Source organism: Leifsonia soli, assembly GCF_013408745.1.
Lineage (GTDB): Bacteria > Actinomycetota > Actinomycetes > Actinomycetales > Microbacteriaceae > Leifsonia > Leifsonia soli.
Genome location: NZ_JACCBJ010000001.1, coordinates 3045858 through 3072661, shown reverse-complemented (window position 1 = coordinate 3072661; position 26804 = coordinate 3045858). Strand labels below are relative to the sequence as shown.

Genomic DNA, 26804 nt, shown 5'->3' with positions numbered 1-26804 from the left:
AGCATCGCACCTGCCGCCCCGAGTTCCGAGCCGGGCGGCAGGATCGGCTAACGTCGAGGGGCAGTCGGCGTCCTCTCCGCATCCACGATGTCGTGGTCGCCGCCGCTGGAACCGGTACCGAAGGAGACGCCCGTGACGACCACCCTGCCGACGACGACCTCGAAGGGCGCCTCGCTGCGGCGCAGCCTCGGACTGTGGGCCATCGTCGGGCTGGGCCTCGGCTACATGACGCCGACGGTCGTCTTCGACACCTTCGGCATCGTCTCCGGGCAGACGCACGGCGTCGTGCCTGCCGCCTACCTGGTGGCCCTCGTCGTGATGATGTTCACCGCGATCAGCTACGGCAAGATGGCGGGTGCCATCCCCAGCGCCGGCTCCGCCTACACCTACGTGCGGGAGTCCATCCACCCGAACCTGGGATTCATGGTCGGCTGGACCTCGCTCGTCGACTACGTGCTGCTCCCGATGGTCAACTGCCTGATCATCCGGCTGTACCTGGAGCAGCTGTTCCCCGCCGTCCCCGGCTGGATCTGGGTGGTCGTCTACTGCGCCGGGGTGACGACCCTGATCGCCGTGACGATGCGCGGAACCTCGAACGTCAACATGATCCTGCTGGTGTTCGCGATCGCCGCGATGACGGTGTTCGTGGTCATGGTCGTCGTCCAGCTCGCCGGCGGCGCCGGGGACGGCACGGTCGCCTCGGTGAAGCCGTTCGTCCACGACGGGGTGACGCTCGGCGCCATCCTGACCGGAGCGACCGTCGTCTGCTTCTCGTTCATCGGCTTCGACGCAGTGACGATGTACGCGGAGGAGGCGAAGACGCCGAAGATCATGCCCCGCGCCATCCTCTTCACGGTGATCATCGGCGGAGCGATCTTCCTGGTCGCCGCCTACTTCACCCAGCTGCGCTTCCCGACCAACGCGCCGTTCGGCGAGTTCACCGACGACCCGCTCCCCCAGATCGGACGCATCGTCGGCGGCCCGGTGTTCCAGGCGATCTTCGTCTCCGCTGGCTTCTGCGCGACGCTCGCCTCCGGCCTGGCGTCGCACGCGTCCGTCAGCCGGATGCTGCTGGTGATGGGCCGCAACAACGTCCTCCCCCGACGCTTCTTCGGCTACATCAGCCCCAAGACGCAGACGCCGATCTTCAACATCGTGCTCGTCGGTGTGATCTCGCTGCTGGCGATGGCGTTCTCGCTCGAGCTGATCTCCGCGTTCATCAACTTCGGCGCCCTGATCGCGTTCACGTTCGTCAACATCTCGGTGATCGCCTGGTTCGCGATCCGCCAGGGCCGCCGCCGTACCGCGAAGGACATCGTGCGGTTCATCGTCCTCCCGGGCATCGGGATGGTGCTCACCGGCATCCTGTGGGTGAACCTCCACGCCGACGCGCTGATCGGCGGCGTCGTCTGGGCCGTGATCGGCTTCGCCTACCTGCTGTTCCTCACCCGCGGGTTCCGGCGTCCGGTCGCCGGATTCGACGAGAGCCAGCCGGTGACGGGCTTCAACAAGGCGGTATAGAAGAGGAGCGGGAGTCCGCAACTCATACCGCGCGCATAGGCCGCTCCCAGCCCACGTAAGAATTCACAAAGAATGCGTCTGCATCGTGGGACACATGGATCAGACGTTGAGCGCTCCCGCGCCGGCCCGACCGGCGCCCCGGCGCCACGCCGACGACCCCCGGCGGGGCGCGCGGACGGTGCGCGCGGTCCTGGCCCTCGGTGTGGTCGGCGTGCTCGGGATGTGGTGGCTGAGCGTCCCTGCCGGTTTCGCCGCCACGCCCGCGAACGCCCTCACCTCGATCGGTGAGCTGGCCGGGATGGTCGGCGGGTTCCTGGTCTGCGCGCAGATCCTGCTGATCGCCCGCGTCCCGTGGTTCGAGCGGGCGGTCGGCCTCGACCGGCTGGTCTCCTGGCACCGCTCGCTTGGCGCATCCGTGCTGTTCCTCATCGTGGCGCACGTGCTGTTCCTGGTCTTCGGCGGCGAGCTGCTCGACAAGAACCCGCCGTGGACGGAGTTCGTCAGCATCCTGCAGAACTACCCGGACATGCTCACGGCCCTCGTCGGGACGATCGCCTTCCTGGTCGTCGGTCTCAGCAGCGCCCGGCTGATCCGCGCGAAGCTGTCGTACGAGGTCTGGTACTGGCTGCACCTCACCACGTACGTCTCGATCTTCCTCACCTTCCTCCACCAGCTGAGCGGCGGGGCGCATTTCGTCTCCGCGCCGGTGAACCGCGTGCTCTGGATCGCGCTCTACCTCGGCACCGCCTCCGCCGTGCTGACCTGGCGGTTCATCCTGCCGACGCTCGACGCGTGGAAGGGGCGGATGCGGGTGGCCGCCGTCGTGCCGGAGAGCGAGGGCGTGAGCAGCGTCTGGCTGACCGGACCGCACGTCGAGCAGTTGGGCGTGCGAGCGGGCAACTTCCTCCTGTTCCGCTTCCTGAGCTGGGGCCACCTCGGCACGGCGCACCCCTACTCGGTGTCGGCCGTCCCCGCCAACGGATACCTGCGGATCACCGTCGGGGCGATCGGCGACCACTCGACCCGCCTGCCGGCGCTGAAGCCCGGGTCGCTCGTCTTCGCCGAGGGACCGTTCGGACGCTTCACCGCCGACCGGGCGAGCCGCGCGCGCATCCTGCTGGTCGCCGGCGGCGCGGGCGTCGGTCCGATCCGCGCACTGGCCGAGGAGCTGGCGCGCCGCGGAGCCCGCCCGGTCGTTCTCTACCGGGCACGATCGGCGCAGCATCTTGCCCTGCTCGGCGAGCTGCAGGCCCTGCCCGGCGTGACGGTGATCCCCCTGGTCGGCCGGCGCTCGGAGCTCGGCTACGACCCCCTCGACGTCGAGCCGCTCCGCCACCTCATCCCGGACCTCCACGACTGGGAGGCGTTCATCTGCGGCCCGGAGGGGATGGGCGAACGCGTCGAGTCCTCCCTCCGCGCCCTCCGGATGCCCAAGCGATTCATCCACCGAGAAGAACTGAGCATGTCATGAACAGCAGATCCTGGCGGGGGACCGTCCTCTTCACCGTGATCCTCGTCGTGATGGGCGCGACCGTCGGCCTCAAGCTCTACGGGCTCGGAGACGAGGTGACCACGGCGTCCTCCTCCGTCCACTCGACCGCGTCGGGCACCGGATCGACGACCAGCGGGTCGGGAACGGGGTCGTCGGGCACGTCGAGCAGCGGCTCGGCCGCCTCGTCCACCCCGACGCCGACGCCGTCCGCCTCGTCGTCCTCCTCCGCCACGAAGACCATCACCGGCTCGGCCGTCGACACCCGCTACGGCGCCGTGCAGGTGCAGGTCACCTTCTCGGGCTCCACGATCACGGCCCTCAAGACCCTCCAGGCGCCCGACCGCGACGGACGCGACGTCGAGATCAACAGCCAGGCCCTTCCCCTCCTCGAGCAGGAGGTGCTCGCGTCCCAGTCGGCGAACATCGACACCGTGTCGGGCGCCACCTACACCTCGGAGGGCTACATCCAGTCGGTGCAGTCGGCGATCGACCAGCGATGAGGTTCCTCGAGACGGTCATGGGCATCCCGATGTCCATCGATGTGCGGGACGACGTGGATGCGCGCCCCGCCGCCGAGCGCGCCTTCCGGGTACTGCGTGAAGCGGACGAGCGCTTCAGCACCTACCGCCCGGACAGCGAGGTGAGCCGCGTCAATGCCTCCCCTGCGCTGGCGGCCGAGACCGCGCGCAGCGCCGACTTCCGCGAGGTCGTCGCCATCGGCGAGGCCGCCGCGCGCGCCTCGGAGGGTGCGTTCCGGATCCGCCGCGACGACGGCTCCTGGGACCTCGACGGCGTCGTGAAGGGATGGGCCGCCGCCCAAGCGGCACAGGAGCTGCGGGCCGCCGGCCTGCGCGACTTCTGCCTCAACGCCGGCGGCGACGTCGTCGTCTCGGGGAGCCCGGGCGGCGGACGCCTCTGGAGCGTCGGCATCCGCTCGCCGCACGACGCCTCGGCCATGCTCGCCGTCCTCGAGGTCGCCGATGGGGCCGTCGCCACCTCGGGCGCCTACGAACGCGGAGCCCACATCGTGGACGGCCGCGACGGGACACCCGCCACGGGGCTGCTGAGTGCGACGGTCGTCGCGGACGACCTGACGACCGCGGATGTGCTCGCGACGACCGTCTTCGCGATGGGACCGGACGGCGTCGGTCACGCGCTGCGCTCCGGCGCACGCGGTGTGCTCGCCGTGGATGCGGCCGGCCGCATCCACGCCGCCGGCGGCCTCGAGTTCGCCCGCCCGGTGACCAGCCCGTGACGGCGCCCGCGGCACCCGATCAGGGCGCGTCCTGCTCCTATACTGCGGATGTGAGCGGAAAGCCGCGTGTGCTGGTCGCCGAGGACGACAGCCGCCTCGCGAGCATGCTCGACGCGCTCCTCGGCTCGGAGGGCTTCGACGTCGAGCTCGCCCGCGACGGCCAGCGAGCGCTCCACCTCGGCCTCACCGGCGGGTTCGACGCGATCGTGCTCGACCGCGGGCTCCCCGCGGTCGACGGGCTGGATGTGCTCCGGCGTCTGCGCGATGACGGGGTGACGACGCCCATCCTGGTGCTCTCGGCGCTCGGCACCGCCCCCGACCGCGTCGACGGGCTGAACGCGGGCGCCGAGGACTACCTGGCGAAGCCGTTCGACATCGATGAGCTGGTCGCCCGGGTGCGCTCGCTCACCCGCCGGGCGGCCGCGATCGTCCCGATGGTCCGCTTCCCCGGGGGCCGGCTCGACACCGGAAGCCGTACGGTCACGCTCGATGACGGCTCGCGCACAGTGCTCTCCGAGCGGGAGTCCGACCTGCTGGAGCTGCTCGCCCGGCGGCCAGGGCAGGTGTTCTCGCGCGCTCTGCTGCTGGACGAGGTGTTCGCCGCAGCCGACGACCCCGGAGTGGTCGACACGTACGTCCACCATCTGCGCCGCAAGTTCGGGCGATCGCTCGTCGAGACCGTGCGCGGGATCGGCTACCGGATGGGGTCGCTCCCGTGAGCGTCACCGACGACCGCGAGCTCCGGTCCGCCTCCCTCAAGCTCGCGGCGCAGTTCGCGCTGATCATCGTCGGCCTGTTCGTCGCCCTCGGCATCGTCATTTACAGCGTCGTCGCCGCCGGTCAGGCCGAGGCCGCGCGGCGGGCGCTCGCCGACGCGTCGATGGTCGACTCGGTGCACGACGCTCCGCGCGACATTCTCGTCACCGTCGTCACGCCGCAGGGCCGCCAGAGCTCACCCGACATGCCGGACGGACTCCCCGACGAGCACGCGATCGACCAGGTCATGCGCACAGGAACGCCGGTGTCGGGCTCCGTGGAGGACGACGGCGAGCGCTACCTGACGGTGACGGATGCGCGCGACGGCAAGGTCGTCCAGGTCGCGTACGGGCTCGGCGAGCAGCAGGAGGAGCTGAACCGCCTGGTGATCGCACTGGTCGTCACCGGGGCGATCGCCGCCCTCGCCGCCGGAGGCGTCGGCCTCGTGCTCGCCCGGCGGTCGATCCGGCCCCTGGCGGACGCTCTCGCCCTGCAGCGCCGGTTCGTCGCGGACGCGGGCCACGAGCTCCGCACGCCGCTGACCCTGCTCAGCACGCGCGCCCAACTCCTCCGGCGCCATGTGGTGGCGCAGCCGTCCGGGACGGACGACGAGCTGCGTTCCGGGCTCGATGAGATCGTCGACGACAGCCGGGCGCTGACCGAGATCGTGCAGGACCTCCTGGCCGTGGCCGACCCGCGACAGACGGCGGAGAGCGAGGGCGTCGACCTCGGCGAGCTGGCCGCGACGGTCGCGCGGTCGGCGGAGGGCCGCGCGGCGGAGCGCGGGATCTCGATCGCCGTGCGGAGCGACCCGGATGCCGTGGTCACCGGGGCGCCGGTCTCACTGCGGCGGATGATCGTCGCCCTCGTCGACAACGCGCTGGACCATGCCGCCGGCGACGTCCGGCTGACCGTGTCCGCCGCGCGCGACCACGTCATCCTGACCGTGGAGGACGACGGGCCCGGATTCTCCTCCGGCGTCGAGGATCGTGCCTTCGAGCGCTTCGCCACGGCACGGGATGCGCAGGCCGGCGCCGACAGGGCCCGTCACTACGGCCTCGGCCTCGCCCTCGTCGCGGAGGTGGTGAGCCGCCACCACGGAACGGTCGGCGCCGCCAACCGCGACGCGGGAGGCGCGATCGTCACCGTGCGCCTCCCGCGTCGGCGCTGAGCCTCAGCCCACGCCCTCCAGCGCGTCCGTCTCGGTGTTGCCGATGTTCTGGATCACCTGCGGACGGCGCTTGCGCAGGTACACGAACCAGGCGACGGCGCCGACCAGCGTCAGCAGGAACAGGTACGGGATGACGTTGAGCGGGAACGCGGGCACCGGCCACACGTTCGCGAAGAACACGTAGGCCATCGCCGCGACCGCGACCACCGCGCACACCCAGACCAGCGTGTTCGGGATGCCCGCGCGGCGCGTGTAGGCGATGCACGCGATGGCGACGAGCGCGTACGCGACCATGTAGCCGTAGGTGCCGTACGTGTCGACCCAGACCACGATGTCCATCGGGTTCGCGCCGACGGCCAGCAGGATCACGTCGAGGACGATGGCCGCGGGACCGGCGACCAGCAGCACCCGGTGCGGGGTCAGGTGGCGCTCGTGCGTCCGGCCGAACCGCTCCGGCACGACGCCCTCCTTGCCCATCACATAGATGACGCGGCCGACGACGTTGAGCGGCGCGACGACGACGGCGAAGAACGACGCCCCGACACCGAAGGTGAGGATCGGGCCGAACCAGGCCGGCATCCCGATCAGCTTCGCGATGTCCTCCAGCGGGCTGGCGCTGGTCGCGAGGTCGCCGTGGAGCACCGCGATCTGCGTGTACGCGGCGAAGACGTAGAGGACGCCGACCACGACGGCGCTCCACATGATGGCGCGCGGGATGGCGGTGTACGGGTTCTTCGCCTCGCGGCCCAGGGCGTCCGCCGACGAGAATCCGACGAAGCCGAGGATGCCGAGCACCATGCCGGCGGCGATGCCCTGGAACGGCGCGCCGGTGGCGAACACCTGCGCCGGGTCCCACGCGGCCGGGCCGGCCCAGACCAGGGCGGCGATGAGCAGGATGGTGATGATCGTCACCGAGATCAGCTCCAGCACCAGCGAGACCCGGGCCGACAGCCGGATGCCGCGGATGGTGAACAGCGTCGCCAGGCCGCCCAGGACGACGGCGAGGCCGATGTACCAGCCGACGCCGCCCGCCGGTACGCCGAGCAGCACCAGGAACTGGTTGAAGTACGAGACCGCGCCGCCGAGCGAGCCGGCGGCGATTCCCCAGCAGCCGATGACGAGCGTCACACCGGCGAGGTAGGCGCCGGTCGGCCCGAGACCCTTCGCCACGTACGTGTACAGCGACCCCGCCGAGGCGTGCTTGCGGGCGAACACGACGACGCAGTAGCCGACGCAGAGGATGACGATGGTGGCGAGGACGAACGAGTAGATCGTCCCGTTGCCGGCGCCGACGAAGATCGACATCGCCGTGAACGCGATGACGGCGCTCGGAGCGATGTTCGCGATCGCCTGGGCGGCCAGCTCGGGGCCGCTCATCACGCCGCGACGGAGTCCGGCGTCGGTCGGGCTGCTCGCCCGGGTTTCAGTGGTTGACATGGCTCTCCAGTGAGTCGTCGGGGTTCGGGGGCTAGGGGATGAGGAGGGTGCGGAGCACGGAGCCGGCTTCGAGGTCGTCGAAGGCCTCCGCCGCCTCGGCGAGGGGACGCCTGCCCGAGATCAGCGGGTCGAGCAGCAGCTGGCCGTCCATGTAGCGGTCGACCAGGGCGGGGATGTCGATGGACGGGCGCACGGAGCCGTAGTTGGAGCCGAGGATGCGCTGGTCGGCCTCCGCCAGCACCAGCGGCTCGAACGACGCCTTCGCGCCCGTTGGCGGCAGGCCGACGATCACCGCGGCGCCGCCGAGGCCCAGCATGCGGATGGCCTGCTCGGTCGTGGAGGTGCGGCCGATCGCGTCGAACGCGTAGTCGACGCCGTCGGGGATGAGCTCGAAGAGCTGCTCGACGGCGTCGGCGCGGGAGGCGTCGATGCGGTCGGTCGCGCCGAACTGGAGGGCCATCTGGGTCTTGTCGGGAAGGACGTCGATCGCGACGATCCGCTCGGCTCCGGCGAGGCGCGCGCCCTGGACGACGTTGAGGCCGACCCCGCCGCAGCCGATCACCGCGACCGTCGAGCCCGGCTCGACCGCTGCCGTGTTCAGCACGGCGCCGACACCGGTCGCGACCGCGCAGCCGACGACCGCGATGACGTCGAGCGGAGCGTCGTCGCGCACTTTGACGGCTCCGGACGCCGGCACGACCACCTCCTCGGCGAACGAGGAGACGCCGAGGTAGTGGTGGATGGTCTCGCCGTCGCGGGACAGCCGCGAGGTGCCGTCGAACAGCACGCCCTTCGGGGCGACGATGGTCGCCACCTTCTGGCAGCGCGCCTCGTGGCCGGAACGGCAGTACCGGCAGTCGCCGCACGGCGGCACCCAGCTGAGGACGACGTGGTCGCCGACGGCGAGGGAGGTGACGCCGTCGCCGAGCTCGGTGACGACACCGGAGCCCTCGTGGCCCATCACCAGCGGCGCCGGGGCATCCCATTCACCGCGCTTCACGTGCAGGTCCGAGTGGCACACGCCGGCCGCGGCGATGCGCACGCGCACCTCCCCCGGGCCGGGCGCCGCCAGCTCCACCTCGGTGAACTGGATGGGCTCGGACGGTTCCGTGAAGACGACGGCCTGCATGGGTACTCCTTCGTGTGCGGGTCTCGCTCGATGCTAGGAACCGCCGGCTGCCGGTGTCATCCACAGAAAGTGTGGAACCGCGGCGCTGCTTCGACATTCCGTACACTGAGGCCATGAGCCGCGACATCGCCTCCGTCGCCCGCTCCCTCCCGGGCCGGTTGATCGAGGGGCGCCTCGACGCGGGGACGCGGGTGGATGCGGTGGTCGGGCTCGACGACTTCTCGGTGGTCGGCCATCCCGCGTTCGCCACGCTCGTCGTGGCTCCGGCCCGCGCGGCGGCGGCGGCCCTCACCGCGGGCGACGAGCGCGCCGAGGCCCTCCGCAGCGCCGTCCTCGTGAGTCACGGCGCCGACCCGGCCCTCCTCCGCGCCCTTGCCCGGACGGGCACGACGGCGATCGTGGCGACGGCCGCCTCCGACGCGCTGCTCGTCCCCACCCTCACCGCGCTGCTGGCCGTCGACCAGGCCGCCGAGGACCGGGCGGTCACGAGCGCCATGAAGGTGCTGACCCTGGCCGCGCGGCGCGGAGGCGTCTCCGGCGTCGTCGCCGAGCTCGCCCATCGCATCGACGGCTGGGCGGTGCTCCTCGACCGGCACGGTCAGGTCATCACGAGCGCGGGAGCAGGCGGTCTGCACGTGCAGGATGCGATGGCCGTCGCGCTCTCCCGGCCGGTGCGCGTGCGGCATCGGGCGCTGCAGGTGCACACCGTCGGTTCCGGCGAAGACCTCTCGGCCCGCCTGGTCGTCAGCCCGCGGACGGAGTCGTCGAGCCGCGCCCGCGAGCTGGGATCGCAGGCGGCCGCGCTGCTCGACCTGGTGCTCCGGACCGACGATCCGACGCGCACCGAACGCCTGGGGCGAGCGGTCATGATCGACGCGCTGCTCGCCGGCGGGCCCGCCGCCGTCTCCCTGCTGCGCCAGTGGGGCGTGCACGAGAGCTCGCTCACCGCGTTCGCGCTCACCGCGCGGTCGGCCTCCGTCGAGGTGGAGCGGCTGGTATCGCACTGGCTCGACGAGCTGGGCGCCGCCCACATCCACACCGAGAGCCACGGCGTGGTGACCGGGTTCCTCCGCGACGACCATGTGGATGCGGTGGCCGCCCGGGTGGAGGCGTACTCGTCGGCGATGTTCCTCGGTGTCGGAACGCCGGCTCCGACCGATGCTCTCGCCGGCAGTGCCGCCGAAGCCCGGCACGCGGTCGAGTCGGCGCGGGCCGAAGGGCGGCGCGTCGTGCGCTACCGCGCCATCCCGACCATCTCCCTCGTCCTCGACCGGCTCGACGACGACGACGCCCGGCGCATCGCGCGGCTGCTCGACCCGTTACGGGATGCCGCGGGTCGCCACGGACAGCTGACCGAGACCCTGCGGGTCTTCCTCGCCGAGAACGGCGCGTGGGGCGCGACCGCGGAGCGCCTCGGGGTGCACCGGCAGACCCTGACGGCACGCATCCATCGCATCGAGGCCCTGCTCGGGCTCTCGCTCGCCGACGCGGACGACCGCACGGCGGCGTGGCTGGCCCTCCGCGCCCTGCACGCGTGAGTCGCCCTCACGGGTCGCGGTCGCGCGTCGCCGCGAGGTGAGGTCGGAAGGTGCCCGCCGCCGCCTACCCCCAGGCGTCGGATGCGGCGGGCACCGTCCCTTATCCCGCACGTCGTGGAGTACCCCTTCTCATCACTCGTGCGGGATCGTGAGGCCCAGCCGCGAGCAGAGCTCGCTGAGGGCCTGGTCGGAGGGGAACACGGCCAGTCGCCCGTCGGGCAGCTGGCAGGTCTCCAGGTGGGGCACCGGGAGGTCCGCCGTGCTGGAGGACCCTTCCGGTGAGAACGTGCCGATCCGCCAGGTGGCCGCGCACATCTCCTCTGCGAGGCGGATGCGCTGGTCGAGGGCGTTCGGCGTCTTCTCGTCGAGGTCCGCCGTCGCCATCACGGTCGTGCCGTGGCGGGACCCGAGGTCGGCGGCCGCGTAGCAGTCGGTGACGTTGTTGACCTGACCCTGGGCTGCGCGGGCGATGGCGATCGCCCCGGCGGTCGTTCCGGCGACGATGGCCCCCGCCACTCCGATGGCGATGATGCGGTGCGTCCGGGTCCGGCGGCGGTCGTCGACGGCGATGGTCTCGAACAGATTCGCCTTGATCTGCTCGAACCGCTCGTCGGTGGGCAGGAGCTCGTGAGCGGTCATGGCATCCCCCTGAGGGTGCGGAGTTCGTTCCGGAGGCGGCCGCGGAGCCGCGAGAGGCGGTTGCGGACGGCTCCCTCGCTCAGGCCCACCTGGCGGGCAGCCTCCTCATAGCTGTGATCGCCGCGGATGCACAGCTCGAACACGGTGCGGTCGGGCTCGGTGAGCGCGGCGACCACGGAATCGACGTAGGCGAGGAGCTGGCCGCGTTCGGCGAGCTCCTCCGGCCCCGGGCGGACGTCGGCGAGCGAACCGTCGACGGGGCTGTCGCTGCGGCGCTTCTCCACCACCTGGAGAGAGCGTCGGCGGTTGGCGATCAGGTTGCGGCTGGTGACGAGCAGCCAGGGAAGCGCCGACTCGCCGGCGATGGTGATCGTCGCCCGCTTCCGCCACAGGGTGACGAAGACGTCCTGGCTGATCTCCTCCACATCCTCGCGGGGTTCGAGGCGGGCGGCGGTGTAGGCGTAGACGACACGGCTGTACCGGTCGTAGAGGGCAGCGAGCGCGGCCTTGCTGCCGTCGGCGAGCCGGCGGAGCAGGTCGAGGTCCGTCGGAACGGACTCCTCCCCCGCATCCGCCGCACGCTGCGGCTCGGCCAACTCGCTCATACCCAGGAAATGTGTCCTCCCGCCGAATCCTCTCAGCGAATCCGGAATTCGGTCGCCGCGACATCGGTGGGGCAGAATGGCCGTGCCCGGCAGGGGTCCGGGTGCTGATCACTCGAGGGGGGAATCGATGAGGGGATCGTCTGTTCCGGCGCGTCGATCGATGGCGTCGGCCGTGGCCCTGACCGCGCTCCTGGTGGGGATGTCGGCCACCGCCGGGCCCGCGTCCGCCGCCGAGCCGGCCGCGCAGTCGTGCTCCTACGATCTGGGCACCCGCACCCTGGTGTGCGTCGATCCCGGCGAGGACCTGAACCGGGCCGTGCTGGAGCAGACCCACCTGCTGGTCGTCACCCCTCCGGCCCAGCCGGACGCGGTGGCCGGCGCTGCGCCCGCGGACCGGCTCCTGCCCGCGGGCGTCCGCGCCACCTTCGTGCAGAGCCAGCTCTACGACGACGCCGGCTACGGCGGATCGTTCTTCCAGATCACCAACTCGAGTGCGTGCAACGGAAGCACCACCTGGTACTTCGGCCCACTGGGCTCCGTGGGATGGTCGGGCCGCGTGAGCTCGTTCAAGAGCTTCTCGGGGTGCAGCACCAAGCTGTGGCAGGGGACGGGATACACCGGAGCGTCGTACGGCTACGCCGTCAACGCGTCGTCGCTGGGCAGTATGAACGACCAGGCCAACTCGGTGACCCTCCGGTGACCTCCGGGAACCCCGCCCGTCAGTAGCGCAGCCCGTCGCCGAACCGGAACAGCGGATCGGCCGTGTCGAACGGCACGTCGGGGCGCGACTCCTCCACGGCGGGCATCGACCGCGGGAGGTCGAACGGCAGCGACCCCTGCGGGGAGAACCGTCCGGTGAGCACGTCGAGCAGCGCCTCGGCGCTCGCGCCCCAGTTGACCGTCAGCGCGGTGGCCGACCCGACGAGCGGCTCGAGGATCGCGGGCCGGTCGGCGTAGACGTCCACGATGGTGGGCGCGTGCCCGGCGAGCTCCCGCACGTGATCGACGACTTCGGCGGGGAACTCCAGCGAGCCCGAGTGGAAGAGGCTCTCGAACACCGTCGGTCGCTCCTCGAACGGCGCCTGCAGGCGCACGACGATCGCATCCGCCTGGTCGGGGGTCGCGACCACGTCGCCGTAGGCCGCGACGCGTTCGGGATCGATGCCCTCCACGTAGAGACGCGGACGGCCGCGCAGTGGGAGCAGCGGCTCGCCGTCACGACCGTTGACCAGCAGGGTGATGGAGGCGCGCTGCGCCCTCTCGCCCTCGGCACGGAAGGCGTCCCGTCCGACGATCGCGTCGGCGGCCTCCGGGTCGACGAGGCTCGACTCGAACAGCCCCAGGTCGAACTTCTCGCGCAGGATGCGCCGCGCCGACTCGTCGATCCGCGACTCCGGGACATCGCCGGACTCGACCAGCTCGATCAGGAGCTCGGGGCAGGCCTCTCCGCCGAACTGGTCGGCGCCGGCGTCGAGGATCTTCTTCATCCGCTCACGCGGGGTCAGGTGCTCGACTCCCCAGGCCCGCGCGGGGAAGGGCTGGCCGAAGATCTCGGCATCGGTGATCAGCCCCCAGTCGGTGCACACGAGTCCGTCGAATCCGAGGCGCTCGCGGAGCAGCCCGGTGATGACGGATCGGTTGAAACCGAATCCGACCTCCTCGTAGGCCGTGCCGACCGGCATCCCGTAGTACGGCATGATCTGGCGGGTGCCGGCCTCGATCAGCGCCTCGAACGGCCGGAGGTGCAGCTCGAAGGCGTCGCCCGGGTACACCTGCTCGCGCCCGTGGGCGAAGTGCGGGTCCTCCCCGTCCTTCTGCGGCCCGCCTCCGGGGAAGTGCTTGGTCATCGTCGACACGGATCCCGCACCGAACGAGCTGCCCTGGAAGCCGCGGACGTACGCGGAGCCCAGGCGCGCGGTGAGCTCGGCGTCCTCACCGAACGTCGCGGCCTGGCGGGACCAGCGCGGTTCCGTCGCGAGGTCCACCTGCGGGTGCAGGGCCACCCGGAGGCCGACGGCCAGGTACTCCTGTCGCGCGATGTCCGCGAACCGCTCGACCGTGTCCTCGTCGCGGATCGCCGCGAGCCCCAGCGGCTCTGGCCACTGCGAGAATGGTCCGGAGAGCATGGCTGTCCCCGGGTTGTCGGTGAACGAGTGCCGCGGGTCCGTCGACAGGGTCACCGGGATGCCGAGCCGGGTGGATGCGGCCAGACGCTGCAGCGCGTTGTGCCACTCCGCGATCTCCCGGCCCGTCGGCGCGACGCCCAGCAGGTTGAAGTGCGACATGTGCCTGCGCTCGACGTACTCCACCGCGGAGGGCAGGGAGAACGTCGGGTTCGGCTCGTCGAGCGGACCCATCCCGATCATGGTGTGGAAGAAGAGCCCGGCCTTCTCTTCCAGGGTCATCTCGGCGAGCAGCAGCTCCACGCGCTCGGAGACGGGACGCTGCGCATCCAGCCAGGGCCGGCCCGCGGGGGTCTCGGCGGCGCTGGTTTCGGTGACGGTGTCGGTCATTTCACTCCCTTGATCCGGTAGACGAGCACGGCGCCGAGCAGGGCGATGACGGCGCCGAAGAGGTACCACACCGAGTAGCCGCCGATCGCGGTGGCGGAGCCGAGGGCGATGATCCCGGGCGCGATCGCGGGGGCGATCGACTGCGGGAGGGCGTTGGCGATGTTCAGCACACCGAGGTCCTTCGCCGTGTCATCCGGGCTCGGGAGCACCTGGGTGGCGAGGGCCAGGTCGACGGAGAAGAACGAGCCGGCCCCCAGGCCGATCACGGCCTGGGCCAGGATGACGATCCCGACGGTCGGTGCGAAGGCGAGGATCACCAATCCGACCACCATGATGACGCCCGCCGCCGCGACGAACGGGCGGCGCTTGCCGAGCCGGTCCGAGAGGTAGCCGCCGATAGGGCTGGAGATCACCATGCCGACGGTGGATGCGAGGTTCGCCAGCAGGATGGTCGAGATGGCGCCCTGCTCGTCGAGGTGGAACTTCTCGGTCAGATAGAACGGCAGGAACGTCGCGATGCCCGCGTAGCCGAACATGACGAAGAACTTGGTCAGCCACGTCCAGCCGAAGTCGCGGTGCTTGACCGGGTTGAAGACGAACGACCCGAAGAACTGCCCGACGGTGAAGCGCTGCTTCGGCTTCTCGGCGAGGCGGCGGTCCTTGAGAACCGCCACGAAGATCACGGCGAGCACGAGCGCGATGAGGCCGGGGATGAGGAAGCGCAGCAGGTCGTCGCCGATGAAGTTGATCAGGAAGCTGCCGCCGAGGATCGCGAGAGGGGTGGTGACGCCGACCAGACCGGAGACCTTGCCGCGGCTGGCGGTCGGCACCTGGTCGGGAAGGGTCGCATTGGCGGCCGCCAGGACGGCGTTGAGCGACGCCTGCACGAGGCACCACCCGATGAGCACGACCCAGATGGAGTTCGCCGCGCCGATCAGCAGGAAGGCGCCGACACCCACGATGCTGCCGCCGAGGATCCACGGGCGGCGCATCCCGTACCGGGAGGTGGTGCGGTCGGAGAGCCGCCCCGCGAGGGGGTTCGCCACCAGGGCGAACAGGGCGCCGACGCCGAGGATGAGTCCGAGCTGGGCCGTCGCCTCCTCGGTGGATGCGCTGAGGTGCTGCACCTTGAAGGCCATCGACACGAGCACGGGGGTGAGGAGCGCCAGGAGGACGCCGAAGTTCACGGCCGAGAGCGCCGGCGTGTAGCCGCGGGGTGTGCGCGCCGGGGTGGAGCCGGGCGTCTTGATACCGGTGGTCCCGGTTGCCGCCGCTGTCGCGGCGGGAGACAGCTCTGTCATTTCTCGAGTCCTTTCGTACCGTCGGCTTTGACGATGGCGGCCAGCATACACACAAAAGCGACCATGTGGTAACTGAAATCCGACGCTACGGTAACCTGGCTACGATGATGAGGTCGGGGAGGTGCACGTGACGTCGGTGATCGATGGGTCCCGGTTCGCCCGCGCCGCGGCGACCCGTCAGGCGATCCTCGACGCCGCCACCGAGCTGTTCTGCCGCAACGGCTACCGGTTCGTCTCACTGCGCGACATCGCCGCCGAGGCCGGCATCACCCACCCCGCGCTGCTGAAGCACTTCGCCGGAAAGGAGGAGCTGCTCGGCCAGGTCGCGCGACGGCTCGACGTCGCGTCCGCCGCGACGAGCACACCCCTCGACGCGCTGCCGTTCGCCGCGGCCGCCCGGCGGCAGGAGGCGGTCCCTGGCTTCGTGCCGCTCTTCGCTGCATTGACGGGCGAGGCCTCCGCCGCCTCCCATCCCCTCCATGCATGGATGCGCGAGCGCGCCGCCGAGCTCCGGTCCGGCCGAGCGGACGCCATCGCCGCGGGAGCCCGGCGCGGGCTCGTCTCCGCCGACCGCGCCGCCGACGACGAGGCGCTGCGACTGACCGCCGCCTGGGACGGTCTGCGGATGCTGCGGCAGTACCTTCCCGACCGCGTCGACGTCGCCGCCACCCTGGAGCGCTATCAGGAGCTGATCGCGCATCCACGCGGCTGGGCCCCGCCCGGCACGCCCCCGGCGCCGGAACCGTCGCCGCCCGCACCGAAGCTGCCCCCGATCGCGGAGGAACCCTCCGGCCCGGAGGCCGGCTACCGGACCGGGCGGGAGCGCCGCGCGAAGATCGTCGACGGGGCGACGGCCCTGTTCGCGCGCGAGGGCTACGGCGACACCAGCCTCCTCGACATCGCCACACGCGTCGGCGTCTCGAAGTCGGCGCTGTACCACCACTTCCCGTCGAAGGACGCCCTGCTGCACGAGGTCATGCGCGAGCGGGACCGCCGCATCGACGACCGCGGCACGACGGACCCCGGCGCCTCGGCGGCCGACGTGCTCCGCAGCTTCGCCGACGGCGCCGCCGCCAACGAGGCCGAGCAGCCGGGACTGATCGAGCTCTACGCGGTCATCTCGTCCGAGGCGACACCGCGCAGCCACGACGCCCACGCCTACTTCGAGCACCGCTTCACCGTCGCCCTCGACGGCTTCGCCACCCTGCTCCGCGCCGCCGCGAAGGACGGCGCCCTCCCCCCGCACCGCGACCCCGAGCACGAAGCACTGTGGCTGCTCGCCCTGTGGGACGGCCTGCAGTACCAGTGGCTCTACGACCACGCGAGCGTCGACGTCGCCGCCCAGCTGCGCGCCCACCTCGCGGACATCCTTCCCGGCGGGCGAGCCTGACGGGTTCTCGGCAGTCCTCCAGCGATGCGGAAAGGGCCGGATCGATGTCTCGATCCGGCCCTTTCTCGTCCGTGCGCGAGGGGGGACTTGAACCCCCACGCCCTTGCGGGCACTGGCACCTGAAGCCAGCGCGTCTGCCAATTCCGCCACTCGCGCGAACCCAGGAACTCTAACACGATGCCGCGATCCTTCACGAATCCGCGCGTGCTCCACACGTCCTCCGCAGGGCGGATCTTCACCGGATAGCCAGTCCCTTTTCCAGGGTTCCGACTAACATGCATGTAGTCATCGAGCCGGAAGCGGGAGACTGTGGGCATTCTGGACAACTTCGAGCGGGGGCTCGAGCGCGCCGTCAACGGCGCGTTCGCGAAGACCTTCCGCTCCGGGCTGCAGCCGGTCGAGCTCACCAGCGCGCTCCGCAAGGAACTCGACACGAAGGCCGCCGTGGTCGCGCGCGACCGCGTGCTGGCCCCGAACAGCTTCGTCCTGCGGATGTCGACGGCCGACTACGCGCGGATGCGGTCGATGGGCGCCGCCCTCACCGACGAGCTCATCGACTTCGTGCAGAAGCACGCCGCGAGCCAGCACTACGCGTTCGCCGGCGGCATCTCGATCGACCTCGCCGAGGATCCAGAACTCTCCGTCGGGATGCTCCAGGTCGAGTCCGAGAACGTGAAGGGCGATGTCGCCTGGACCCCGGTGCTCGACATCAACGGAACGCACTACCCGCTCACGCACTCCCGCACCGTGGTCGGTCGCGGCGCGGACGCCGACATCACCGTCGACGACACCGGAATCTCCCGCCGTCACGTGATGATCACCTGGGACGGACACCGCGCGCAGGTCGAGGACCTCGGATCGACCAACGGCACCAAGCTGAACGGCGAGCCGCTCCGCAAGGCGATCCTGGAGCCGGAGTCGGTCGTGACCCTCGGCCGCACCCGCATCGTGTTCCGCGTGCTCCCCCAGGCGGCGCCCGCAGCCCGCGGCCGTGCGGACGACACCACCCGGCGGCACGATGTTGGCAACTTCTGGAGCCCCTCGTGAACCCCAGCGAGCTGACCCTGCTGGTGCTGCGGTTCGGCTTCCTGCTGGTTCTCTGGCTGTTCGTCTTCGGCATCGTCTACGCCCTGCGCAGCGACATGTTCGGCCAGCGGGTCCGCAAGCTCCCGGAGTCGTCGCAGCCGGCGGCCGCATCCCCGTTCCCCGCGGCAGCCGCGGCGAGCGCGCCGGCCGCCGCGGCCGCCGGCGTCACCGAGCCCGTGATGAAGTCCGCGCCCGTGTCGTCGCTGCCGTCCGGAGCCAACCGCGCTGGCGGGCACACCAACGCGAGCGTGCAGAGCGCGCGCCGGCTCGTCATCACGTCCGGACCCCGCGCCGGCACCGAGCTCCCGCTCGGCCGCGATCCCATCACCATCGGCCGCTCCGGCGAGTCGAACCTCGTCATCCGCGACGACTACACCTCCACCCACCACGCCCGCCTGCTCCTCTGGAACGACGAGTGGATGATCCAGGATCTCGACTCCACCAACGGCACGTTCCTCGACGGCCGCCGGGTGACCGTCCCGACCCAGGTCCCGCTCGACACGCCGATCAAGATCGGCACGACCACGTTCGAGCTGCGGCGGTAGACGGGTGGCGGCGAACAAGGCGGCGGCCCTCTCCCACGTCGGGAAGATCCGCTCGAACAACCAGGACTCGGGCTATGCCGGCCGGGACCTGTTCGTCGTCGCCGACGGCATGGGCGGTCACGCCGGAGGCGACGTCGCCTCGGCCATCGCGGTCACGCGCATCCGCGAGGCCGACCGCGAGTACGCCTCGCCGGCCGAGGCGGAGTTCGCCCTGCAGTCGGCGCTGATCGCCGCCAACTCGCTCCTCGCCGAGACCGTGTTCGAGCATCCCGAGCTGACCGGGATGGGCACCACTGTGAGCGCGATGGTCCGCGTCGGCGACCAGATCGCGTTCGCGCACATCGGCGACTCCCGCATCTACCTGTTCCGCGACGGCGAGCTGAAGCAGGTCACCACCGACCACACGTTCGTGCAGCGCCTGGTCGACAGCGGCCGCATCACGGAGGAGGAGGCGATGGTCCACCCTCGCCGCTCGGTGCTGATGCGCGTGCTCGGCGACGTGGACGCATCCCCCGAGATCGACACCTGGACGCTCGACACGCGCCCGGGCGACCGCTGGCTGATCTGCTCCGACGGCCTCAGCGGGGTGGTGAAGCACGACGACATGCTGGCGGCCCTCGCCTCCAAAGAAGGCCCGAAGCAGGTGGCCGACCGCCTCCTCAAGCACAGCCTGGACGCCGGCGCCCCCGACAACGTGACGGTGGTCATCGTCGACATCGCAGACACTGCACCAGGCGAGGTGCTCAAGGAGCCGGTCACGGTCGGATCCGCCGCGGCGCCGCTGCAGTTCGGCTCCGAGCCGAAGCCGACCACCCGCGCGGCGCGCCTGCCCGGGCTGCGGCTGCACCCCATCCGGCCCGCCACCGGCCCCACCCATTTCGAGCCGCAGTCCGAGGACTACCTCGACGAGCTCATCGAGGAGGACGCGCGCCGCGTCCGCCGCCGCAGACTGACCTGGATGATCGGCCTCATCCTGCTGGTCGTCGCCATCGTCCTCGCCATCGTCTTCGGCTACGAGTGGACGCAGTCCCGCTACTACGTGGGAATGTCGCCGAGCCGCCATGTGGCGATCTACCAGGGCGTCCAGCAGGGCATCGGGCCGATCAGCCTGTCGCACCTGTACGAGGAGTCCGACGTGAAGGTGGACGACCTCCCCGCGTACGACAAGCAGCAGGTCGAGCAGACCATCAACGCCGACGACCTTCCGGCGGCCAAGACGATCGTGGAGCAGCTGAGCGATGCCGGCCGAGAGTAATACGGCCGCGCGCGAGCAGGCGACCCCGACCCGGAACGCCACCGGGCCGGTGAAGCGGCTGCGCCTGCCCGCGAAGCTCCGCAACCGCGAGCTGGTCCTCCTCCTCATCGCCTGCGCCATCAACGCGGCCGCCGTCGTGCTGGTGCAGCTGGGTGCGCTCGGGCACGTCGACCTCACGCTGGTCTACCTCGGCGCCGGGCTCTCCGCGCTCGTGCTCGGCATGCACATCGCGCTCCGGTTCGTCGCTCCGCAGGCCGACCCGTTCCTCCTCCCCATCGCGACCCTCCTCACGGGCATCGGCATCGCGGAGATCTACCGCATCGACATCCACTACAAGGACGCCGGATGGGACAGCGCGGGCGTCAAGCAGATCGCCTGGAGCGCCATCGCGATCATCTGCGCGATCCTCGTGGTGATCCTCCTCCGCAACCACCGCATCCTGCAGCGCTACACCTACCTCTTCGGATTCGCCGCGCTGGTGCTCCTGCTGCTGCCGATGCTTCCGGGCATCGGGCGCGAGATCAACGGCGCCCGGGTGTGGATCGGCATCGGCCCGTTCAGCTTCCAGCCCGGTGAGATCGCCAAGATCTGCCTCGCGATCTTCTTCGCCGGGTACCTGGTCCAGGCCCGCGACTCGCTCTCCATGGTGGGCAAGAAGTTCCTCGGGATGCGGTTCCCGCGCGCCAGGGACCTCGGCCCGATCCTCATCGTCTGGCTCATGTCGATGGCCGTCATCGTCTTCCAGCGCGACCTCGGGACTGGCCTCCTGATCTTCGGCCTGTTCCTCGTCATGCTGTACGTGGCGACGGCCCGCATCAGCTGGGTCATCCTCGGCCTCCTGCTGGTCGTCGGCGGCGCCGTCATCGCCAGCCAGGTGCTGCCGTACGTGCACGACCGGTTCGCGAACTGGCTGACGCCGTTCTCGTCCGGCCGGTACGACGCCGAGCTCGGCGGGAGCTACCAGCTGGTGCAGGGTCTGTTCGGCCTGGCGCACGGCGGCCTCATCGGCACCGGTCTCGGGCAGGGCCAGCCGTGGATCACCCCCATCTCGCAGAGCGACTACATCATCGCCAGCCTGGGCGAGGAGCTCGGTCTGGCCGGTCTGTTCGCGATCTTCGCGCTCTACCTGGTCTTCGTGGCGCGCGGCCTCCGCATCGGCTTCGCCGGCGCGGACGACTTCGGCAAGCTGCTCGCCGTCGGCCTGTCGTTCACGGTGGCGCTGCAATGCTTCATCGTCATCGGCGGCGTGACCCGCGTCATCCCGCTGACGGGACTCACGACCCCCTTCCTCGCGGCCGGCGGCTCGTCCCTCGTCGCCAACTGGATCATCGTGGCGCTGCTGCTGCGGCTGTCCGACACCGTCCGCAATCAACCCCGGCTGGTGGTGAGCTGAGATGAATCGCGAGATCAAGCGCGTCAGCACGATCGTGCTGGCGATGTTCCTGGCGCTGCTGGTGTCGACCTCGATCATCCAGGCGATCCAGACGGATGCTCTGAGCGCCGACGCGCGCAACACCCGCGCCAGGAACGACAGCTACTCTGCGCAGCGCGGCGCCATCCTCGTCGCCGGGCAGCCGATCGCGCAGTCCGTGCCGTCGAACGACGTCTACAAGTGGCAGCGCGTCTACAGCAACGGTCCGCTGTACTCCGCCGTCACCGGCTTCTTCCCGATCAACGGCGAGCCGACCGGCCTGGAGGGCGCCCTCGACTCCAAGTTGAGCGGCTCGTCGAACGCCCAGTTCTTCGAGCGCGTGAACGCCATACTGACCGGGAAGAACCCGCAGGGCGCGACCGTTGAGACGACGATCGACCCCGTCGCGCAGCAGGCGGCGTGGGATGCGCTCGGCGACTACCAGGGCGCCGTCGTGCTGCTGCAGCCCAAGACCGGCAAGATCCTGGCGATGGTCTCCAAGCCCACCTACGATCCGAACACCCTCGCGTCGCATGACGGCGAAGCGGTCCAGTCGACCTACGACCAGCTTCTCGCCGCTCCCGGCGACCCGCTCATCAACCGGACCATCGGCGGTGACCTCAATCCGCCCGGGTCGACGTTCAAGCCGGTCATGAGCGCCTCCGCCTTCGGCACCGGTCAGTACACGAAGGACAGCCAGCTCCCCAACCCGGCCTCCCTCCAGCTCCCCGAGTCGCCCACGATCGTCAAGAACGACTCGCTGACGACCTGCGGCCCCGGCGCGACCGTGTCGATCGCGACGGCCCAGATCCTGTCGTGCAACATCCCGTTCGCCGAGCTCGGGATGCAGCTGAAGCCGGAGGTCATCAAGGCCCAGGCGGACAAGTTCGGGTTCAATCAGTCGTTCGACATCCCCATCCCGGTCGAAAAGAGCGTGTACCCGCTCTACCCCGTCGCGGCCGAGCGCGCGCTGGGCTCCTTCGGGCAGAAGGACGACCGGGCGACGCCGCTCCAGATGGCGATGGTCTCCGCGGCGATCGCCAACGGCGGCACGCTCATGACCCCGAACCTGGTCGACTCCATCCGGTCTCCGGATCTGCAGACGCTGGAGAGCTTCCAGCCCAAGGAGTTCTCGCGTCCGCTGAGCCGGCAGAACGCCGACACCATCAAGCAGATGATGGTCGACGGCGTCGATCACGGCGTGGCGGGCAATGCAAGAATAGGTGGGGTTCAGGTCGGCGGTAAGACGGGTACGGCACAGAACGGGGACAACGATCCCTACTCGCTCTGGTTCACCGGATTCGCGCCGGCGAACGACCCGGAGTTCGCTGTGGCTGTAGTTGTCGAAAATGGCGGTGGAAAGGGTCAGAGCGGCACGGGTAACTCCATCGCCGCTCCGATCGCGAGGAAAGTACTAGAGGCGGTGCTGAATAAATGAGACCCACAGCAGGGCTCACCTTCGGGGGACGTTACGAGCTGCAGTCGCGGATCGCGATCGGCGGGATGGGCGAGGTGTGGCAGGCCACCGACCTCGTCATCGGCCGGACCGTCGCCATCAAGATCCTGAAGGACGAGTACCTCGGCGACCCTGGCTTCCTCGAGCGCTTCCGCGCGGAGGCCCGCCACGCCGCGCTCGTCAACCACGAGGGCATCGCCAACGTCTACGACTACGGCGAGGAGGAGGGCAGCGCCTTCCTCGTGATGGAGCTCGTCCCCGGCGAGGCGCTCTCGAGCATCCTGGAGCGGGAGCACGTCCTCAGCACCGACCGGACGCTCGACATCGTCGCGCAGACCGCGGCAGCGCTGCACGCGGCCCACGCCGCCGGCCTGGTGCACCGCGACATCAAGCCGGGCAACCTCCTGATCACGCCCGATGGCCGCGTCAAGATCACCGACTTCGGCATCGCGCGCATCGCCGACCAGGTGCCGCTCACCGCCACCGGCCAGGTCATGGGCACCGTGCAGTACCTCTCGCCGGAGCAGGCGTCCGGTCACCCGGCCTCCCCGACGACCGACATCTACTCCCTCGGCATCGTCGCCTACGAGTGCCTGGCCGGCCGCCGGCCGTTCACGGGCGAGTCGCAGGTCGCGATCGCCATGGCGCAGATCAACGAGGCGCCGCCGGAGCTTCCGGCGACCGTCGCCGAGCCGGTGCGCAACCTCGTCTTCGCCTGCATCGCCAAGAACCCGGCCGACCGCCCCGCCTCCGCCGCCCACCTGGCCCGGGCCGCGCAGGCGCTCCGCCGCGGGGACGTGCGCGCCGCGGCGCAGTCGGTGCCCGCCATCCTCGGCGGTGCCGCCCTGGCCGACGCGTCGACCGTCCTCATGCAGCCGCCGGCCGCTCCGACCGCGGCCACCACCGTCCTCCCCGCGACGGCCGTCGCGCCGGTCGTGGACGAGGAGCCCGCCGCCCCCGTGGAGGAGCGCAAGCGCAGCCGGTGGACGTGGCCGCTGATCGCCCTCATCGCACTGCTCGCCCTCGTGCTGATCGGCACGATCATCACACTGGTGGTCGCCCCGAAGCCGGCTCCGTCGAACACGCCGTCGAACACCCCGACGCAGACCCAGCCGACGACCCCGACGCCGACTCCGACGCCGACCAGCAACACGGTCCAGATCACCGAGAGCGACTTCCTGGGTCTCACCGCGGACCAGGCACGCGACAAGCTGCAGGGGCTCGGGATGGTCGCCGACGTCTCGCAGGGCAACGCGGCGACCACCAACGACCAGGCCAACAAGGTCTACTCGGTCAACCCGACCGGCCCCGTGCCCAAGGGCTCGACGGTCTCGGTCAAGGTGTACGGCCCGGTCGCCCCCATCCCGACGCCGACGGACACCGTCTCGGCCACCCCGCCGTCCGGTCAGGGCACCCCGAACTCGCAGATCACGGTGAACTTCGGCTCGGCCACCTGCCCCGCCGGACAGAACCTCGTCGGCCGTCGCCTCTACATCAACGGACAGCCGCAGACGCCGGTCAACGACACCAAGATGGTCTGGTCGCCGAGCGCGGCGGCCACCTACCAGCTGACGTACACGATCTTCTGCGGAGAGTCTGTGGAGTCGAGCCAGTCGCCGGCGACCTCGTACGAAGTCGTCTCCGCGCCGCCGACGTCCGGCACCGGAGGCGGCGGCGCCACCGGGGGAACCGGAGGAACCGGCAACAAATAGTCGCTTCGAAGCGCTCGGGGAGTTCCCCAGAATCGCCCCGCTACACTAGCCGGAGTCGTCACCGAGAAGGAGTTCGCATTGAGCCCAGATAGCCGCCTGCTCGCAGGCCGATATCAGGTGGGCGAACTCATCGGCCGGGGCGGCATGTCGGACGTCCATCGCGGAACCGACACCCGGCTGGGTCGTACGGTGGCCATCAAGCTGCTCAAGCCGTCCCTCGCCACCGACCCGGCGTTCCGCACGCGGTTCCGGCAGGAGGCCCAGGCCGCCGCGCGCATGACGCACCCGACCATCGTGCGCGTGTTCGACGCCGGCGAAGAGACGGTGCGCGAGCCGGACGGCCACGAGGCGCAGCTGCCCTTCATCGTGATGGAGTACGTCGACGGCGTCCTCCTCAAAGACCTCATCAAGAAGGGCCCGCTGGAGCGCGCGGAGGCCGTGCGCATCACCGAGGGCATCCTCACCGCGCTCGAGTACTCGCACCGTGCCGGTGTGGTCCACCGCGACATCAAGCCGGGCAACGTGATGATCACGAAGGCCGGCCAGGTCAAGGTGATGGACTTCGGCATCGCCCGCGCCATCAGCGACTCCTCCGCGACCGTGGCCCAGACCACCGCCGTTCTGGGCACCGCCAGCTACTTCTCACCGGAGCAGGCCAAAGGCGAGTCGGTCGACGCGCGCACAGACCTCTACTCGACGGGCGTCGTGCTCTTCGAGATGCTCACCGGCCGGCCGCCGTTCCGCGGCGACACCCCGGTGGCGATCGCCTACCAGCACGTCAGCGAGACCGCCGTCCCGCCGAGCACCATCAACCCGAAGGTCTCCCCGGCGATGGATGTGGTCGTCGCCCGGGCGATGACGAAGGACCGCTTCGAGCGCTACCAGACGGTCGCCGAGTTCCGCGCCGACCTCGAGGAGGCCGCCGCCGGGCGCATCCCGAAGCGCAAGCACGAGGACGAGCTCGCCGAAACCCTGTTCGGGGCACCGCCCAGCTCTGTCTCCGGTCCGGAGGCCGCCTTCCGGCAGCTGGCCGAGGACCAGACGATGACGCGCACCCAGCGTCGTCCACCCGTGATCTGGATCTGGGCCGGAATCGCGATCATGGCGGTGGTCATCGTCGCCGTGCTCGCCTGGGTGCTCAGGCTCGCCCCGAGCACGACCATGCCCGACTCGTCCCGCAAGGTGCCGAACCTCTCCGGGCAGACCCTCGACAAGGCCACCTCGCAGCTCGACGAGATGAAGCTCAAGTGGGTGCAGACCACGGAGTCGAGCCCCACCTACGCCGAGGGCCAGGTGATCCGCACCGATCCGGGTGCGGGCATCGTCGTCGCGACCGGCGACACCATCACGCTCTACGTCTCGACCGGCAAGAAGACGGTCTCGGTGCCGGATGTCCACAACATGACGGTGGATGCCGCCACCCAGGCCCTGCAACAGGCCGGCCTGACGGTCGGTCCGAAGACGTCGGAGAACTCCCCCGACGTGCCGGCGAACGTGGTGATCACGACCGATCCGGCCGCGAACGCCTCGGCGCACGAGGGCGATCCGATCGGCCTGCATGTGTCGAGTGGCAAGGTGACCCTGACCGACTTGACCGGCCAGACCATCCAGGCGGCTACGGGGATCCTGTCCCAGCTCGGCTTGACCGGGAATCCGAAGCCCGACCCGACGTGTCCCCAGGACAAGGGCGCGACCATGGTCCACACGCAGTCCGTCTCACCGGGCGACGTGCCGCAGGGGTCGACGGTCGATCTGACCTACTGCTCGGGCTGAGCCGACCCGGTCGACCGGCCGGGGATCAGCCCAGCTTCACCAGCGGGTTGAGCGCGCGGGACGCCTCGGCGGCGCCCGTGAGACCGGCGACCTCGAGCCAGTTGCCGAGCATCCGGTAACCGCCCTCGGTCAGCACGGACTCCGGGTGGAACTGGACGCCGTAGATCGGCGCCTCGACATGCTGCAGCGCCATGATCACACCGCCCGCCGTGCGCGCCGTCACCTGCAGGTCGTCGGGAAGCGTCCCGTCCACGACGGCGAGCGAGTGGTACCGGGTGGCCGTGAACGGCTGGGCGACGCCGTCGAACAGGTCGCTGTCGTCGTGGCTGACCTGCGAGGTCTTGCCGTGCATCAGTTCTTCGGCGTTGGTGACGACGCCGCCGAACGCCTCGGCGATGGCCTGGTGCCCGAGGCACACGCCGAGCAGCGGCTGACCGGTGAGGAGCGCCTGCTGGACGACCGGGATCGAGACGCCGGCGTCGGCGGGCTTGCCCGGGCCGGGTGAGACGAGCACCGCGTCGTACTCGGCGAGCTTCGCCGGGAGGTCGGCCACGGCGATGTCGTCATTGCGCACCACGTCGGTCTCGGCCCCGAGCTCGCGCAGGTAGCCGTTCAGCGTGTAGACGAAGCTGTCGTAGTTGTCGATGACGAGTACGCGGGTCACGGGCCCACGGTACCTTCCTGCGGCCCGAGGAGCGAATCCACCCAGGGGAACACCCAGGTCACCAGGGCGAACAGCACCACCGCCACGAGGACGAGCAAGAGGAGGATGCGCAGCCACACCGGACCGGGCAGCACGCGCCACAGAGCTCCGTACAC

At 70.5% G+C, this 26804-nt stretch carries 24 protein-coding genes and 1 tRNA gene; 16 read left to right on the top strand and 9 right to left on the bottom strand.

Features of this window, described 5'->3' with window-relative positions; translation table 11 throughout:
• Window positions 1-132 precede the first annotated feature (132 nt).
• From BJ963_RS14860 to BJ963_RS14835, 6 genes are all read left to right on the top strand, one after another.
• Entirely contained in the window at window positions 133-1521 is a 1389-nt protein-coding gene (locus BJ963_RS14860) for an amino acid permease (protein WP_179457348.1), read from the top strand.
• A gap of 94 nt (window positions 1522-1615) precedes the next feature.
• Window positions 1616-2992, top strand: coding sequence for a ferredoxin reductase family protein (locus BJ963_RS14855; RefSeq protein WP_179457347.1), 1377 nt, complete (start codon window positions 1616-1618; stop codon window positions 2990-2992).
• On the top strand, window positions 2989-3513 hold the full coding sequence (locus tag BJ963_RS14850; protein ID WP_179457346.1) for an FMN-binding protein: 525 nt from the start codon (window positions 2989-2991) through the stop codon (window positions 3511-3513). The genes BJ963_RS14855 and BJ963_RS14850 overlap by 4 nt, the downstream gene beginning before the upstream one ends.
• Window positions 3510-4268 carry an FAD:protein FMN transferase gene (locus tag BJ963_RS14845; protein ID WP_179457345.1) on the top strand — a complete coding sequence of 253 codons (759 nt, stop codon included), beginning with the start codon at window positions 3510-3512 and terminating at the stop codon, window positions 4266-4268. Before BJ963_RS14850 ends, BJ963_RS14845 begins: the two co-directional genes overlap by 4 nt.
• Window positions 4269-4318: 50 nt before the next feature.
• Window positions 4319-4987 (top strand): response regulator transcription factor, encoded by a 669-nt coding sequence (locus BJ963_RS14840; RefSeq protein WP_231946938.1) that lies wholly within the window; start codon window positions 4319-4321, stop codon window positions 4985-4987.
• Window positions 4984-6195, top strand: a complete 1212-nt coding sequence (locus BJ963_RS14835) for an ATP-binding protein (protein WP_179457344.1) — start codon at window positions 4984-4986, stop codon at window positions 6193-6195. Before BJ963_RS14840 ends, BJ963_RS14835 begins: the two co-directional genes overlap by 4 nt.
• A gap of 3 nt (window positions 6196-6198) precedes the next feature.
• On the opposite strand, the gene BJ963_RS14830 is transcribed toward BJ963_RS14835, so the two are convergent.
• Window positions 6199-7632, bottom strand: coding sequence for an APC family permease (locus tag BJ963_RS14830; RefSeq protein ID WP_089915935.1), 1434 nt, complete (start codon window positions 7630-7632; stop codon window positions 6199-6201).
• Window positions 7633-7663: 31 nt separating this feature from the next.
• Window positions 7664-8761, bottom strand: a complete 1098-nt coding sequence (locus tag BJ963_RS14825) for an alcohol dehydrogenase catalytic domain-containing protein (RefSeq protein ID WP_089915938.1) — start codon at window positions 8759-8761, stop codon at window positions 7664-7666.
• A gap of 113 nt (window positions 8762-8874) precedes the next feature.
• Here BJ963_RS14825 and BJ963_RS14820 point away from each other — a divergent pair, with 113 nt between their 5' ends.
• A complete protein-coding gene (locus BJ963_RS14820) occupies window positions 8875-10299 on the top strand; it encodes a PucR family transcriptional regulator (protein ID WP_179457343.1) in 1425 nt (474 codons plus the stop codon).
• A 132-nt stretch (window positions 10300-10431) separates the two neighbouring features.
• On the opposite strand, the gene BJ963_RS14815 is transcribed toward BJ963_RS14820, so the two are convergent.
• Both BJ963_RS14815 and BJ963_RS14810 read right to left on the bottom strand, forming a co-directional pair.
• Window positions 10432-10938 carry a hypothetical protein gene (locus BJ963_RS14815; protein WP_179457342.1) on the bottom strand — a complete coding sequence of 169 codons (507 nt, stop codon included), beginning with the start codon at window positions 10936-10938 and terminating at the stop codon, window positions 10432-10434.
• On the bottom strand, window positions 10935-11543 hold the full coding sequence (locus tag BJ963_RS14810) for an RNA polymerase sigma factor (protein ID WP_179457341.1): 609 nt from the start codon (window positions 11541-11543) through the stop codon (window positions 10935-10937). Before BJ963_RS14810 ends, BJ963_RS14815 begins: the two co-directional genes overlap by 4 nt.
• Window positions 11544-11703: 160 nt before the next feature.
• Between BJ963_RS14810 and BJ963_RS14805 the strand changes: the two genes are divergently transcribed.
• Complete coding sequence (locus BJ963_RS14805) at window positions 11704-12243, top strand: hypothetical protein (RefSeq protein ID WP_246298072.1); 540 nt, start codon at window positions 11704-11706, stop codon at window positions 12241-12243.
• A 19-nt stretch (window positions 12244-12262) separates the two neighbouring features.
• On the opposite strand, the gene BJ963_RS14800 is transcribed toward BJ963_RS14805, so the two are convergent.
• Together BJ963_RS14800 and BJ963_RS14795 are read right to left on the bottom strand one after the other, a co-directional pair.
• Window positions 12263-14056: a glycoside hydrolase family 3 protein gene (locus BJ963_RS14800; protein WP_179457340.1), complete on the bottom strand. Its 1794-nt coding sequence runs from the start codon at window positions 14054-14056 to the stop codon at window positions 12263-12265.
• Window positions 14053-15357 (bottom strand): MFS transporter, encoded by a 1305-nt coding sequence (locus BJ963_RS14795; RefSeq protein ID WP_179457339.1) that lies wholly within the window; start codon window positions 15355-15357, stop codon window positions 14053-14055. Before BJ963_RS14795 ends, BJ963_RS14800 begins: the two co-directional genes overlap by 4 nt.
• 121 nt (window positions 15358-15478) lie before the next feature.
• On the opposite strand from BJ963_RS14795, the gene BJ963_RS19570 reads away from it, so the two are divergent.
• Window positions 15479-16747 (top strand): TetR/AcrR family transcriptional regulator, encoded by a 1269-nt coding sequence (locus tag BJ963_RS19570; RefSeq protein ID WP_179457338.1) that lies wholly within the window; start codon window positions 15479-15481, stop codon window positions 16745-16747.
• 72 nt (window positions 16748-16819) lie between these two features.
• On the opposite strand, the gene BJ963_RS14785 is transcribed toward BJ963_RS19570, so the two are convergent.
• Window positions 16820-16903: transfer RNA gene (locus tag BJ963_RS14785), tRNA-Leu, on the bottom strand.
• A gap of 153 nt (window positions 16904-17056) precedes the next feature.
• On the opposite strand from BJ963_RS14785, the gene BJ963_RS14780 reads away from it, so the two are divergent.
• The 7 genes from BJ963_RS14780 (at window position 17057) to pknB (ending at window position 25985) form a co-directional block, all read left to right on the top strand.
• Complete coding sequence (locus tag BJ963_RS14780) at window positions 17057-17794, top strand: FHA domain-containing protein (RefSeq protein ID WP_089915958.1); 738 nt, start codon at window positions 17057-17059, stop codon at window positions 17792-17794.
• Window positions 17791-18378, top strand: a complete 588-nt coding sequence (locus BJ963_RS14775; RefSeq protein ID WP_179457337.1) for an FHA domain-containing protein FhaB/FipA — start codon at window positions 17791-17793, stop codon at window positions 18376-18378. Before BJ963_RS14780 ends, BJ963_RS14775 begins: the two co-directional genes overlap by 4 nt.
• Before the next feature lie 4 nt (window positions 18379-18382).
• Window positions 18383-19633 (top strand): Stp1/IreP family PP2C-type Ser/Thr phosphatase, encoded by a 1251-nt coding sequence (locus BJ963_RS14770; RefSeq protein WP_179457336.1) that lies wholly within the window; start codon window positions 18383-18385, stop codon window positions 19631-19633.
• Complete coding sequence (locus BJ963_RS14765; RefSeq protein ID WP_179457335.1) at window positions 19617-21026, top strand: FtsW/RodA/SpoVE family cell cycle protein; 1410 nt, start codon at window positions 19617-19619, stop codon at window positions 21024-21026. Before BJ963_RS14770 ends, BJ963_RS14765 begins: the two co-directional genes overlap by 17 nt.
• 1 nt (window position 21027) lies before the next feature.
• The gene (locus BJ963_RS14760) at window positions 21028-22482 is read left to right on the top strand and encodes a peptidoglycan D,D-transpeptidase FtsI family protein (RefSeq protein ID WP_179457334.1); all 1455 of its coding nucleotides are present in this window, start codon (window positions 21028-21030) and stop codon (window positions 22480-22482) included.
• Window positions 22479-24212, top strand: coding sequence for a serine/threonine-protein kinase (locus BJ963_RS14755; RefSeq protein WP_179457333.1), 1734 nt, complete (start codon window positions 22479-22481; stop codon window positions 24210-24212). The genes BJ963_RS14760 and BJ963_RS14755 overlap by 4 nt, the downstream gene beginning before the upstream one ends.
• Window positions 24213-24290: 78 nt before the next feature.
• Complete coding sequence (gene pknB, locus BJ963_RS14750; RefSeq protein WP_179457332.1) at window positions 24291-25985, top strand: Stk1 family PASTA domain-containing Ser/Thr kinase; 1695 nt, start codon at window positions 24291-24293, stop codon at window positions 25983-25985.
• Between the two features lie 25 nt (window positions 25986-26010).
• On the opposite strand, the gene BJ963_RS14745 is transcribed toward pknB, so the two are convergent.
• Entirely contained in the window at window positions 26011-26649 is a 639-nt protein-coding gene (locus tag BJ963_RS14745; RefSeq protein ID WP_179457331.1) for a glutamine amidotransferase-related protein, read from the bottom strand.
• Window positions 26646-26804, bottom strand: coding sequence for a hypothetical protein (locus BJ963_RS14740; protein WP_172824257.1), 159 nt, complete (start codon window positions 26802-26804; stop codon window positions 26646-26648). The genes BJ963_RS14745 and BJ963_RS14740 overlap by 4 nt, the downstream gene beginning before the upstream one ends.